Genomic DNA, 13,953 nt, shown 5'->3' on the forward strand with positions numbered 1-13,953 from the left:
GGCACCCACACCCGTGGCAACGGGTGTGGACACCCGGCGAGGGGTCTGGCTGGTCAGCCGCCGAGGCAGCCGGGGCCGAGCAGAGCCTTCAGGTCCCCCATCAGCGCCGAGGTGTGCATGACCTTGAGCGAGTCGTCCAGCCGCAGGGCCGTCATCTTGGTGCCGTAGACCAGGGTCAGGTGCACCTCGGAGGTACCGGGGTGGTGGGTCAGCACCTCCTTGAGCTTCGCGACGCGCTCGGGGGTGCACTGGTCGGTGCGCAGGCTGACCCGGATCGGCAGCCCGGCCTCGCCGGTGGCCAGCTCGGGCACCGCGAGGTCGTTCGCGATCAGCGAGACGCGGTCGTCGCGCTTGTTGACCCGCGCCTTGACCAGCACGATCGCGTCCTCGGCGACGTCGACGCCGACCACCTGGTACGCCCGCGGGAAGAACAGCACCTCGATGCCGCCGGCGAGGTCCTCGATCTGCGCCGACGCCCACGGCTCGCCGTTCTTGTTCACCCGGCGGTTGACGTTGGCGAGGATGCCGCCGACGGTGACCTGCGCACCCTCGGCGACCGAGCCCTCGACGATGTCGGCGATCGAGGTGTCGGACTTCGCGGCGAGCGCCTGCTCGAGGCCCTGCAACGGGTGCCCGGACACGTAGAGACCGAGCATCTCCCGCTCGACGGCGAGCTTGTGCTTGGTGTCCCACTCCTCGTCGGGCACCTTCACGTCGAAGATGCCGCCGAGGCCGCCGTCGTCGCCCTCGCCCGGGCCGTCCAGCGACCCGAACAGGTCGAACTGGCCCATCGAGGCGGCCTTCTTGGTGCTCATCACCGCGTCGATGGCGTCGGCGTGCACGAGCAGCAGGCCCTTGCGGGAGTGGCCGAGCGAGTCGAACGCGCCCGCCTTGATCAGCGACTCGACGACCTTCTTGTTGCAGACGACCGCGTCGACCTTGCGCAGGAAGTCGGAGAAGTCGACGAAGTTCCCCTTCTCCCGCCGCGCGGCGACGATCGCGTCGACGACGTTGTGCCCGACGTTGCGGATGCCGCCGAGGCCGAAGCGGATGTCGTCGCCGACCGGGGCGAAGTTGCGCACCGAGTCGTTGACGTCGGGCGGGAGGACCGTGATGCCCATCCGGCGGCACTCCGCCAGGTAGACCGCGGCCTTGTCCTTGTCGTCGCGCACCGAGGTGAGCACGCCGGCCATGTACTCGGCCGGGTAGTTCGCCTTGAGGTAGGCCGTCCAGTAGGACACCACGCCGTAGGCGGCGGAGTGGGCGCGGTTGAAGGCGTAGTCGGAGAACGGGAGCAGGATGTCCCAGAGCGTCTTGACCGCGGCCGCGGAGTAGCCGTTGTCCTTCATGCCCTGGGCGAAGCCGGCGTACTCCTTGTCCAGGATCTCCTTCTTCTTCTTGCCCATCGCGCGGCGGAGCAGGTCCGCCTGGCCGAGCGTGTAGCCCGCCAGCACCTGCGCGATGGACATGACCTGTTCCTGGTAGACGATCAGGCCGAAGGTCTCACCGAGGACGTCCTTGAGCGGCTCGGCCAGCTCCGGGTGGATCGGCGTGATCTCCTGCCGGCCGTTCTTGCGGTCGGCGTAGTCGTTGTGCGCGTTCGCCCCCATCGGGCCCGGGCGGTACAGCGCGCCGACCGCGGAGATGTGCTCGAACTCGCTGGGTGCCATGCGGCGCAGCAGGTCCCGCATCGGACCGCCGTCGAGCTGGAACACGCCGAGGGTGTCACCGCGGGAGAGCAGCTCGTAGGTCGGGCGGTCGTCGAGCTCGACCTTGTCCAGGTCGACGGCGGGCTTGCCGTTGAGCTCGATGTTCTCCAGGGCGTCGTCGAGGATGGTGAGGTTCCGCAGCCCCAGGAAGTCCATCTTCAGCAGACCGATGGTCTCGCAGACGCCCATGTCGAACTGCGTGATGATCGCGCCGTCGGACTCGCGGCGCTGGATCGGGATGACGTCGATCAGCGGCGTCGAGGACATGATCACGCCCGCGGCGTGCACGCCCCACTGCCGCTTCAGGCCCTCGAGGCCCCGCGCGGTGTCGACGATCTCCTTGACCTGCGGGTCCGCCTCGTAGAGGGCACGGACCTCGGTCGCCTCGGAGTACCGCTTGTGCGACGGGTCGAAGATGCCCGACAGCGGGATGTCCTTGCCCATCACCGCGGGCGGCATGGCCTTGGAGATGCGGTCGGCGACGGAGTAGCCGGGCTGGCCGAAGAGCACCCGCGCCGAGTCCTTGATCGCGGCCTTCGCCTTGATCGTGGAGTAGGTGATGATCTGCGCGATCCGGTCCTCGCCGTACTTCTCGGTGACGTAGCGGATCATCTCGCCGCGCCGGCGCTCGTCGAAGTCCATGTCGATGTCGGGCATCGACACACGGTCCGGGTTCAGGAACCGCTCGAAGATCAGCTTGTGCCGGATCGGGTCGAGGTCGGTGATGCCCAGGACGTAGGCGACCAGCGAGCCCGCCGCCGAGCCACGGCCGGGGCCGCACCGGATGCCGACCGACTTGGCGTGCTGGATGAGGTCCGCGGTCACCAGGAAGTAGCCGGGGTAGCCCATCTTGATGATGACGCCGACCTCGTAGTTGGCCTGCTGGCGGTACTTCTCGGTGACGCCGTCGGGGAACCGCATGTGCAGTCCCCGCTCGACCTCCTTGATCAGCCAGGACTCCTCGGTCTCCCCCTCGGGGACGGGCGCCTTGGGCTGGAGGTCCTGGCCGGTGGTGAAGTCGATGTTGCAGCGCTCGGCGACGAGCAGCGTGTTGTCGCAGGCCTCGGGGTGGATCGGGTCCCAGAGCTGGCGCATCTCGGCGGCGGACTTCAGGTAGAAGTCCTGCGCGTCGAACTTGAACCGGTTCGGGTCCGCGAGGGTCTTGCCGGTCTGGACGCACAGGAGCACCTCGTGCGCCTTGGTGTCGTCCGGGTAGGTGTAGTGCAGGTCGTTCGTCGCGAGGCCGGGCAGGTCGAGCTTGTCCTTGAGCCGGAACAGGTCCTCCTGGACCCGCTTCTCGATCTCGATGCCGTGGTCCATCAGCTCCAGGAAGAAGTTGTCCTTCCCGAAGATGTCGCGGTAGTCGCTCGCAGCCTGGCAGGCGGCGTCGAAGTCGTGCTGCTGGAGCAGGCGCGCGACCTCGCCGGACGGGCAGCCCGTCGTCGCGATCAGGCCCTTGCCGTACTTCTCCAGCAGCTCGCGGTCCATACGCGGCTTGTAGTAGTACCCCTCGAGGCTGGCCAGCGAGGAGAGCCGGAAGAGGTTGTGCATCCCCTCCGTGTTCTCCGCGAGCAGCGTCATGTGGGTGTACATGAGGTCGGGGTTGTTCTCGCTGCCGTTGCCCAGCGCGGTGCGCTTGCGCTCGTGCCGCGACCCGGGCGCGAGGTAGCCCTCCATGCCGATGATCGGCTTGACGTCGTGCGCCTTCGCCTTGCGCCAGAACTCGAAGGCGCCGTACACGTTGCCGTGGTCGGTCATCGCGATGGCCGGCATCTCGTGCTTGGCGGCCTCGGAGAACAGGTCGTCGAGCCGGGCGGCGCCGTCCAGCATCGAGAACTCGGTGTGCGTGTGCAGATGGACGAAGGAGCGATTCCCGGATCCGGCACTGCCCATGTGTGTCCCGCGCTCCTCTCCCGCGCCGCTGGGACGGCGCGGACCTCCGCTGGTGCGCACGCCCGTCGGGGCGGACGTGCCGACACCGGGCCGGTGGCCCGGACGGGCAGGGACGACGGCGCCGGTGCGCGGACCTGGCGGGGTCCGCTCGCCGGAGCCGGTGGACCCTGCGGGTCCGGACCGACCGGATCGGTGAGGGCCCCAGCGTAACGGTGGGGTCCGACGGTTCCGGCGACGGCGGCCGGGCACGATCGGGGTCCGCGTGTCGGGCCTGCTCACCCCCTGTCCACCCCGGACGACGGCGTGTCGCGGACGGCCCGGACGGCGGGTTAGGGTCGGGCCACGATGCCCACCACCCCCGAGCCGACGACGCCGCCGAGCACGGTGGTGTTCGACCTCGGTGAGGTGCTGGTGCCGTCCGCGGGCCTGGAGCGCCGGCTGGCCGGGGTGTTCGCCGTGCCCGAGCCCGCGCTGCGCGAGGCGTACTGGCGCCATCGCGCCCGGCACGACCTGGGCGACCCGCCGGACCGCTACTGGACCGCCGTCTGCACCGACCTGGGCCTGGCGCCCGGGCGCGCCCGGATCGACGCCGCGGAGAAGGTGGACGTGACGCATCGGTCGACCCTGCCGCCGTCGTCGTCGATGCTGATCGCCGACCTCGCGCGGGCCCGGGTGCGCCTCGCCGTGCTGTCCAACGCGCCGCGCGGGCTGGCCTCCGCGGTGCGCGCCGCGGCCTGGAGCAGCCCGTTCGACCGGTTGCTGTTCTCCGCCGACGTGGGCGCCGCGAAACCGTCGCAGGACATCTTCCGGCGCGCCGACGTCGAGTTCGGCACCGCGCCGGAGCAGGTGCTGTTCTTCGACGACCGCGTCGACAACGTCCGCGCCGCGTCCGCGCACGGCTGGGACGCCCACCGCTGGGAGGGCGCCGCCCGGGCCGTGCGGGTGCTGCGCGAGCGCGGGGTGCTGGGCTGATCGGTCCCCCGGGACCCTCCGCCAGCGACGGTGCGGCCCCGTGGGTCCGTCGACCGCAGGCACCGTCGGCTCATGATCGGCACACATGCAGTGATCGGTGCCGGATGTGGCACCGATCGCTTCCATCACGGCGATCATGGCCGGGCTCGGGGCCGGGCGGCCGGGGCCGGAGCCCCGACCGGGCGACCCCATGATCGACGTCTGTGCAGCGATCGGTGCCACATCCGGCACCGATCGGCTCGGTCGTGGTGATCATGGCCAGGCGGCCGGGAAAACCGGTACCACCGGAGACGCGGTACCCGAGATCGGCGCATGCGCAGCGATCGGTGCCGCATCCGGCACCGATCACATCCGTCGCGGCGATCATGACCGTCGGAACCGGCACGAGGTTCGCGCGCAGCCGGGCCGGACGGGCGCGGGTGGGCCGGCACCGGCCGACCCCCATGATCGACGTCTGTGCAGTGAACGGTGCCGCGGCCGGCACCGATCGCTTCCGTAACGGTGATCATGGCCAGGCTGCCGGGGTGGCCAGGGCCGCGCGGCCGGACGGGGCCGGGCACAGGCGGGCAGAAGCCAGGGTCGGCCAGAGACCGCGAGGCCGGATGAGGTCCGCGGCCGGACAGAGGCCAGGTCGAACGAGGGGCCAGGGCAGGGAACGCGGCTCAGGGACGCGCTCGGCCCGGGGACGAGCGCAGCTCAGGGGACGGGGCCGTCGTCGGGCGGCGGGCTCGCGGTGGTGGTCTGCTCCGGCAGCAGCGGCGACAGCGCCAGCTCCGGTGCGCCTGTCCCGGCCGGCGCGGCCTGCACGCCGCGCACCCCCGGGCGCGCGGCGAGCGCCTCGAGCCCGGCCCGGTCGGCGGTCACGACCAGCGCGATGACGCAGGCGCAGCCCGGGTCGGCGAGCGCGCGTCGCTCGGCGGCGCCGACGGCGGCCCGCCGGGTCAGTGCCGCGCGGGCCTCCGGGGTGGCCGCTCCCCCACCGTCGCGGGCGGCGCGGTCGGCGTCGGCCTCGACGGCGTAGGCGGCCCGCTCCCGGGCGACGCCGAGCGCGGCCGCCGGGTCCCCGGTGCCGGTGACCGGCTCGAACCGCAGCGCGGTCTGCACCCGGTCGAAGGGCACGCGGAACACCGCGGTCGTGGTCTGCGTCCCGGAGCCCGCGGCCGCGGCGTCGGACGGGGTCAGCGGGCGGGTGAACTGCACGAGCGCGGGCACGGACACCCCCGGTGCGGGCAGCGTCGCGGGCAGCCCGGCGAGGTAGCCGGCGACGTCCTGGCCGGGGTCGGGACCCAGCCGCACCGACCCCGTCGCCGCCGGGGGCCCGGCCGACGGCCCGGACCCGGCGGCCCAGACCGCACCGAGGAACACCACCGCCATCGCCGCGGCGATCCACGCCCAGGCCCGGGTGCTCAGACCGGTCACGTGTCAGTCCCGCAGGACGTCCAGCGCCGCGTCGAGGTCGGCCGGGTAGGGGCTGGTGAACTCGACGTGCCGCCCGTCGGCAGGGTGGGCGAACCCGAGTGTGCGGGCGTGCAGCCACTGCCGGGACAGCCCGACCCGCTTGGCCAGCGTCGGGTCGGCGCCGTAGGTGATGTCGCCGACGCAGGGGTGGCGCAGCGCGGAGAAGTGCACCCGGATCTGGTGGGTGCGCCCGGTCTCCAGGTGCACGTCGAGCAGGCTCGCCGAGCGGAACGCCTCGATGGTGTCGTAGTGGGTGACGCTGGGCTTGCCGCTCTGCATCACCGCGAACCGGTAGTCGTGGCGCGGGTGCCGGTCGATCGGGGCGTCGATCGTGCCCGACGACGGGTCCGGGTGCCCCTGCACGACGGCGTGGTAGCGCTTGTCGACGGTGCGTTCCTTGAAGGCCCGCTTGAGCTCGGTGTAGGCGTGCTCGGAGGTGGCGACGACCATCACCCCGGTGGTGCCGACGTCGAGCCGGTGCACGATGCCCTGCCGCTCGGCGGCGCCGGAAGTGGACAGCCGGAACCCGAGCGCGGCGAGCCCGCCGGTCACGGTCGGCCCGGTCCAGCCCGGGGAGGCGTGCGCGGCCACCCCGACCGGCTTGTCGACGACGACGATGTCGTCGTCGGAGTGCAGCACCGTCAGGCCCGCGACGACCTCCGCCGGGCCCTCGATGACCGCCGGCGCGGGGGCGTCGGGCAGCTCGACCTCCAGCCAGGACCCGCCGGGCAGCCGGTCGGACTTGCCGGCCTCGCGGCCGTCGACCGAGATCCGGCCGGACTCGGCCAGGGTGGCGACGACGGTCCGGGACAGGCCCAGCAGCCGGGACAGCCCGGCGTCGATCCGCATGCCGTCCAGCCCGTCGGGCACCGGCATGCTGCGTACCTCACCCACGTTCGCGACTCCCGTCGATCTCGATGCCGCGCACGGCCATCAGCACCAGCAGGATGCCGCCGCACACGATGCCGGTGTCGGCGATGTTGAACACGGGGAAGACGCTCCCGTCCGGGGAGAAGAAGGCCAGCATGTCCACGACGTGCCCGCGCATCGGTCCGGGTGCGCGGAAGAACCGGTCGACCAGGTTGCCCAGCGCACCGCCGAGGACCAGGCCGAGCCCGATCGCCCAGCCGGTCGAGGCGAGCCGCCGCGCGATCCGGATGATCACGCCGACGACGACCACGGCGACGATCGTCAGCACCCAGGTGTAGCCGGTGGCCATGGACCAGGCGGCGCCCGGGTTGCGCAGCAGCGTGAGGTAGAAGAACCCGTCGATCACGGTGACCGGCCGCTGCCCCTCGAGCGTGGCGACGGCGGCGATCTTGGTGACGAGGTCGAGCGCCAGCCACACCGTGGCGATGCCCGCCAGCAGCGCCACACCGCGCCGTCGTACGGCGGGGTCGATCGGCGCGGTGGGGGGTGGGGGGTCGGCACTCACACCCCTGATTATGCGGGTCGCCCCGACACCGCCGACCGGCCGGTCAGCCGCCCCGCCCGCTCGGCCGGCCCCTGCCCTCGTGCCAGCGGACCAGCTTGCCGCCACGGTCGACGTCGCGGATCCGCTGCTCGGTGTCCTCCCGGTTGTCCCGGGTGCTGACGACGAGGAACTGGTCACCCTCGCGCAGCCGGGTGTCCCCGCCCGGGGAGAACGCCTCGGCGTCGCGCACGACCAGGCTGACCGTGGCCCCGCGGGGCAGCCGCAGCTCGCGCAGGTAGACCCCGTGCAGCCGGGACCCGGGGGGCACCTTCACCTGCAGGAGCTCGGCGTCGACCTCGTCGAGCGGTGCGGCGTCGACCTCGACGCCGCGGGTGTCGGTGCGCGAGACCACCCCGAGCAGCCGTGCCACCCACGGCAGGCTGGTGCCCTGGACCAGGGTGAGCAGCACGACCAGCACGAACACGACGTCGACCAGCCGTTCGTTCTGCCCGCCGCCCTCGGTGACCGCGACGAGGGCGAGCACGATCGGCACGGCTCCGCGCAGCCCCGCCCAGGACAGGAACGCCTGCTCGCGCCAGGGCACCCGGAACGGCAGTGCGGCGGCGGCCACCGACAGCGGCCGCGCGGCGAGCAGGACGACCGCGGCGCAGATCAGCGCGGGCACCACGGCCGCGGGCAGCCGCTCGGGCACCGCGTACAGGCCGAGCAGCACGAACAGCCCGATCTGGGCGATCCACCCGGTGCCCTCGGCGAAGGAGACGACGCCGCTGCGGTGCGGCAGGCGGGCGTTGCCCAGCACCAGCGCGGCGCAGTAGGTGGCGAGCAGCCCCGAGGCGTGCACGCCCTGCCCGGCGGCGAAGGCCAGCAGGCAGGACGCGATCGCCGCGAGCGGGTACAGACCGGTCGACGGCAGCGCGGCGCGGCGCAGCGTCCACGCCGAGCCCAGCCCGAGCAGCACGCCGACGACGGCGCCCGCGACGAGCTCGTAGACGATCAGCAGCGGCGTCGTCCAGCTGATGGCCTCGGTCCCCGCCAGGACGACGACGGCGATCACCACCGGCGCGTCGTTCATCCCGGACTCGAGCTCCAGGGTCCCGGCGAGGCGTTGCGGAACGGCGACCCCGCGCAGCACGGAGAACACCGCGGCGGCGTCGGTGGAGGACAGCACCGCGCCCCACAGCAGCGCGGTGCGCCACTCCAGGTCGAGCAGCAGGTGCAGCAGCCCGCCCGCGACGGCGATCGACACCAGCACCGACAGCGTCGACAGCAGCAGCCCGAGCCCGAGCGCAGGCCGCACCGCCGACCAGCGGGTGGTGAGCCCGCCCTCGGTGAGGATCAGCACGAGCGCGGTGAGGCCGAGGGACTCGGTGAGGCCGGTGTCGTCGAACGGGATGCCCAGCACGGACTCGCCGAGCAGCACGCCGATGCCCAGGTAGAGCAGCAGCGACGGCAGGCCGAGCCGCACCGAGACGCGCACCGCGAGCACGCCGAGCAGCAGTACCCCCGCGGAGATGCCGAGCAGCAGTTCCAGACTCACCGGGGCCCCCTGCTCAGGGCGACCAGGTCAGGGTGACGGCGTCGGTGCGCCGCGGCGGGAGGTCCACCAGCGCGGCGGCGACCTCCCCGACGCGGTCGGCGGGCAGGCAGAGCCGGCGGGTGACCCAGGCGGCGTCGTGCGGCAGGCGGGCCGCCCGGGTCCAGGTCAGGACCTCCGGGTCGACGCCCTGCTGTTCGCGCAGCACCGCGACGGCGTCGTCGTGGGTCGCCGACGGCGGCCGGACCACGTCGTGGAAGCGCACCCACAGCGGGTCCAGCCAGGCCAGCGGGTGCTCGGTCAGCATCTCGACCACGACGCCGCCGATCCCGCCCCGGGTGCGGACGGCGCCTGTCAGCGCGGCGAGGAACGGGGGCAGGTCGACGACGTTGTGCAGCACGTGGTGGCAGACGACGACGTCGTGCCGCCCGGCGTCGGCGGCCGCATCGGGCCAGCTGCCGTGCACGGTGCCGTGGGGCAGGTCCCGGGCGCGGGCCGCCGCGGTGAACACCGCCAGCATGTCGGCCTGCCGGTCGACGCCGACCACCCGCGCCACCGGCGACGGCTCGGGCCACGCCGCGCCGAACGCGGCGTCCCCGCCCCCGCAGCCGACGTCGAGCACCGACGCCCCGGCGCAGGTCCACGCGGCGGCACGCTCGGCGATCGCCCGCGCGACCCGGTGCGACGGCGTGACGGCCGGCTCCGCCGGCGGGGTGAAGTCGGCGGGGTCGTGGGTCCACGGGTCGGCGGGGGCGTGGCGGAGGACGCGGTCGGGGATCCCGCGGCCGGTCTGGCGTTCCCACCACCGTTCCGCCGCGTCACCCATGGGGTGAGGATAGGGCCCGGTGGTTCTGCGGAGTCCCGGCCGGTCCCGGTCGGCCAGACTGCCCCCGTGCCCGATCGATCCCGTCCGGCCCGGTGGTGGCTGCCGCTCGTCGTCGCCGTCGCGGTCGTCCCCACCGCGCTGGTGCTGTGGTCGCAGCACGAGCCGCTGCCGTCACCGGCCGAGGGCGCGGCGCTGCTGGTCGAGGCGGCGACGGGCCGGGAGCACTCCGGCGTCACCGCCGACTGCCGGGTCCTGGACGGTGACGACCCGGTCCTCGGCTGCCGGATGCGCGACGACGAGGGCCGCCACGGCTGGGGCACCGTGCGCGTCGACGAGACGTGGGTGGAGGGCTCCCGCGGGCGCACCCCGCAGGACGTCGTGCGGACCCGCTGGGACTTCCCGGTGTCCGCCGACGGCGTCGCGGAGCTGGACGTGGTCGTCCCCGGCGTCGGCCCCGGCCCGACCGGGACCGACACGCTGGCCGGGGTCCTGATGTTCGCCGTGCGCGACCCGCTGCGCGCCGCGGGCCACGACGCGGTGCTCCTGACCCCGCGCTGCCCGCCGGTGCCCGAGGGCGCGACGGTCGCGTGCCGGGTCGACGGGGTCCCGGCGACCGTCGAGGTCACCCGGGTCTCCGGCGCCGACCACCGCGTCCGTCTCACGGTGACACCCCGCCCCTGAGCGGTGGTCGGCGCCGGTACCGGTCAGGCGCGGGCGACCGCGGCCGACAGCGTGACCGACGCGCCGTCGGGGCCGACGACCTGCCCGCTCGACGCGCCGTCCCCGGCGGCGCCGTAGGCGACCGAGGTCGCCAGCACCTCCCCGGCGACGAACGCCTCGTGGGTCCGGACGGCGTCGAGCACCGCGTCGGGCCCGTCGAGGGTCAGCGCGATCCGGTCGGACACGTCCAGGCCCGCGTCGCGGCGGGCCTGCTGCACGACGCGCACGACGTCGCGGGCGGCGCCCTCCGCGGCCAGCTCCGGCGTCACCGTGGTGTCGAGGACGACGAGCCCCGCGTTCCCGGGCAGGGCCTGGGTCCGCTCCGGGTCGGCGGCGACGAGCTTCTCGGTGAACTCGCCCGGCTGCAGCGCGATCCCCGCGGCGACGACGGTGTCGCCCTCCTGGGTCCACTCCCCCGCCTTGACCGCGCGGATACAGGTCTGGACGTCCTTGCCCAGGCGCGGTCCGGCGACCCGGGCGTTGACGGCGATCTCGAACCGGCCGTGCGTGGCGACGTCGTCGGTCAGCTCGACCGAGCGGACGTTGACCTCGTCGGCGAGCAGCCCGGTGAAGTCCTCCAGCGCCTTGGCGTCGGTCGCGGCGACGGTGAGCGCGGGCAGCGGCTGGCGCACCCGCACCTTCGCGGACTTGCGCAGCGACAGCGCCGCGCTCGCGACCTGCCGGATCCGGTCCATCCCGGCGACGAGGTCGGCGTCGTGGGGCAGCCCGGCTCCGGCCTCGCGGTGCGAGACCGACGGGTCGGACCCGGCGGGCCAGTCGGTGAGGTGCACCGACCGCTCCCCCGTGAGACCGCGCCAGATGGCCTCGGTGGTCAGCGGCAGCAGCGGCGCCGCGACCCGGCAGGTCACCTCCAGAACGGTGTGCAGGGTGTCGACGGCGTCGCGGCGCACCGCGTCGTCGCTCGACCAGAACCGCTCGCGGGACCGGCGCACGTACCAGTTGGTGAGGGTCTCGGCGTGGTCGCGGATCCGGTCGCAGGCCCCGGCGATGTCGTAGGCGTCCATGGCCGCGGTGACGCCGTCGACGAGGTCGGCGGTCTTGGCCAGCACGTACCGGTCGAGCACGTGCGGGCTGTCGGTGCGGAACGTGCCGCGCTCCCCGCCGGCGTAGAGCGACAGGAAGTACCAGGTGTTCCACAGCGGCAGGATCGCCTGGCGGACGCCCTCGCGGATGCCCTGCTCGGTGACGACGAGGTTGCCGCCGCGCAGGATCGGGCTCGCCATGAGGAACCACCGCATGGCGTCGCTGCCGTCGCGGTCGAAGACCTCGTTGACGTCGGGGTAGTTCTTGCGCGACTTGGACATCTTCGCGCCGTCGTCGCCCAGGACGATGCCGTGCGCGACGCAGTTGCGGAACGCGGGCCGGTCGAACAGGGCGGTGGCCAGCACGTGCAGCGTGTAGAACCAGCCGCGGGTCTGGCCGTTGTACTCGACGATGAAGTCGCCCGGGTAGTGGTGCTCGAACCAGTCGCGGTTCTCGAACGGGTAGTGGACCTGCGCGAACGGCATCGAGCCGGACTCGAACCAGCAGTCGAGCACCTCCGGCACCCGGCGCATGGTCGAGCTGCCGGTGGGGTCGTCCGGGTTGGGCCGGGTCAGCTGGTCGACGTAGGGCCGGTGCAGGTCGGTCGGGCGCACGCCGAAGTCGCGCTCGATCTCGTCGAGCGAGCCGTAGACGTCGGTGCGCGGGTAGCGCGGATCGTCGGACTGCCACACCGGGATCGGGCTGCCCCAGTAGCGGTTGCGGGAGATGCCCCAGTCGCGGGCGCCCTCCAGCCACTTGCCGAACTGGCCGTCGCGCACGTGCGCGGGCGTCCAGTCGATCTCCTGGTTGAGCTCGACCATCCGGTCCCGGAACCGGGTGACGCGCACGAACCAGGAGTCGACGGCGCGCTGGATCAGCGCGTTGCCGCAGCGCCAGCAGTGCGGGTACGGGTGGTCGTAGGTCTCGTGGCGCAGCAGGACGCCCTGCGCGTGCGCGTTGCCGTCCTTGAGGTCGCGGATGACCTGCGGGTTCGCGTCGAACACCTGCATGCCGGCGTAGGGCGGGACCTCGGTGGTGAACTCGCCGCGGGAGTCGACCGGGTTGACGACCTCGATGCCGGCCGCGTCGGTGACCTCCTTGTCCTCCTCACCGAAGGCGGGGGCGATGTGGACCAGCCCGGTGCCGTCCTCGGTGGTGACGTAGTCCGCGGCCAGCACGCGGTGGGCGTTCTCGCGGCCGGTGAAGAAGTCGAACGGCGGGGTGTAGCCCGCGCCGAGCAGGTCGGACCCCTTCACCCGCGCCAGGACCGGCGGCTCCTCCCCCAGCTCGCGGGCGTACGCGGCGACCCGGGCCTCCGCGAGCAGCCAGCGCTCGGAGTTCGCCTCCACCACCACGTAGTCAACGTCGGGGTGCACGGCCATGGCGAGGTTCGACGGCAGGGTCCACGGGGTCGTCGTCCAGACCAGGGCGAGGACGCCGTCGGTCTCCGGGCGGTCCGGCGTCGACAGGCGCAGCCCGACGGTGACGGCCGGGTCCTGCCGGTCCAGGTAGACGTCGTCCATCTTGGTCTCGGTGGCGCTCAGCGGCGTCTCGCAGCGCCAGCAGTACCAGAGCACCCGGAAGCCGGAGTAGACGAGCCCCTTGTCCCACAACGACTTGAACGCCCAGAGGACGGACTCCATGTAGTCCAGGTCCAGGGTCTTGTAGTCGTTGTCGAAGTCGACCCAGCGGGCCTGGCGGGTCACGTAGTCGCGCCACTCGCCGGTGTAGCGCAGCACGGAGGTGCGGCACGCCTCGTTGAACGCGGCGACGCCCATCTCATCGATCTCGGACTTGTGCTTGATGCCGAGCTGGTTCTCGGTCTCGACCTCGGCGGGCAGGCCGTGGGTGTCCCAGCCGAAGCGGCGCTCGACCCGGTGGCCGCGCATGGTGCGGTACCGCGGGACGACGTCCTTGACGTAGCCGGTCAGCAGGTGGCCGTAGTGCGGCAGACCGTTGGCGAAGGGCGGGCCGTCGTAGAAGACGTACTCGTCGGCCCCGTTCTCGCCGGCGGGGCGCCGGTCGACGGAGGCGCGGAAGGTGTCGTCGGTGTCCCACGACGCGAGCACGTCCTGCTCGAGCGTCGGGAACGACGGGTGCGCCGGGACGTCGGGATAGCCGCTCACGTGTGTCGCTCCTCGTGCGTGCTCTCGCTTCGCACGGGGACGACGACGGCTCTGGAGAGCCGTGCCGCGGTACCACCCCGCTTGCCCGTGCACGGGTGCACGGGCCTCTCGTTCGACGGCGATGACGGGCCGCACCCGTCCGGTTCTACTCCGGCCGGGGGCCGTTTCTTCCGGAGGCTCCCCGGTGATGGCCGGATCGGTGCCTGTGGAACCAGGGTAGCGCGCAGCCGCGCCCC

General features: G+C 73.1%; 9 protein-coding genes. 2 read left to right on the plus strand and 7 right to left on the minus strand.

Features of this window, described 5'->3' with window-relative positions:
* Positions 1-53 precede the first annotated feature (53 nt).
* A complete protein-coding gene (dnaE, locus tag DMP17_RS15925) occupies positions 54-3,602 on the minus strand; it encodes a DNA polymerase III subunit alpha (protein WP_337829922.1) in 3,549 nt (1,182 codons plus the stop codon).
* Between the two features lie 345 nt (positions 3,603-3,947).
* Between dnaE and DMP17_RS15930 the strand changes: the two genes are divergently transcribed.
* Positions 3,948-4,574, plus strand: coding sequence for an HAD-IA family hydrolase (locus DMP17_RS15930; RefSeq protein WP_226356242.1), 627 nt, complete (start codon positions 3,948-3,950; stop codon positions 4,572-4,574).
* Positions 4,575-5,270: 696 nt separating this feature from the next.
* Here DMP17_RS15930 and DMP17_RS15935 read toward each other — a convergent pair.
* Genes DMP17_RS15935 through DMP17_RS15955 form a run of 5 tightly spaced genes read right to left on the minus strand, consistent with a single transcriptional unit; the run spans position 5,271 to position 9,827 of the window.
* Entirely contained in the window at positions 5,271-5,993 is a 723-nt protein-coding gene (locus DMP17_RS15935; protein ID WP_337829923.1) for a hypothetical protein, read from the minus strand.
* A 3-nt stretch (positions 5,994-5,996) separates the two neighbouring features.
* Entirely contained in the window at positions 5,997-6,908 is a 912-nt protein-coding gene (locus DMP17_RS15940) for an RluA family pseudouridine synthase (protein WP_062404557.1), read from the minus strand.
* Positions 6,909-6,918: 10 nt separating this feature from the next.
* Positions 6,919-7,467, minus strand: a complete 549-nt coding sequence (gene lspA, locus DMP17_RS15945) for a signal peptidase II (RefSeq protein ID WP_226356239.1) — start codon at positions 7,465-7,467, stop codon at positions 6,919-6,921.
* A gap of 43 nt (positions 7,468-7,510) precedes the next feature.
* Entirely contained in the window at positions 7,511-9,004 is a 1,494-nt protein-coding gene (locus DMP17_RS15950) for a potassium/proton antiporter (protein WP_226356238.1), read from the minus strand.
* A gap of 13 nt (positions 9,005-9,017) precedes the next feature.
* Entirely contained in the window at positions 9,018-9,827 is an 810-nt protein-coding gene (locus tag DMP17_RS15955; protein ID WP_226365642.1) for a class I SAM-dependent methyltransferase, read from the minus strand.
* 66 nt (positions 9,828-9,893) lie between these two features.
* Between DMP17_RS15955 and DMP17_RS15960 the strand changes: the two genes are divergently transcribed.
* Complete coding sequence (locus DMP17_RS15960) at positions 9,894-10,508, plus strand: hypothetical protein (protein WP_337829924.1); 615 nt, start codon at positions 9,894-9,896, stop codon at positions 10,506-10,508.
* Between the two features lie 23 nt (positions 10,509-10,531).
* On the opposite strand, the gene ileS is transcribed toward DMP17_RS15960, so the two are convergent.
* Positions 10,532-13,717 (minus strand): isoleucine--tRNA ligase, encoded by a 3,186-nt coding sequence (gene ileS, locus DMP17_RS15965; RefSeq protein WP_337829925.1) that lies wholly within the window; start codon positions 13,715-13,717, stop codon positions 10,532-10,534.
* Between the last annotated feature and the right edge of the window lie 236 nt (positions 13,718-13,953).

This window comes from Pseudonocardia sp. TMWB2A (assembly GCF_017312135.1).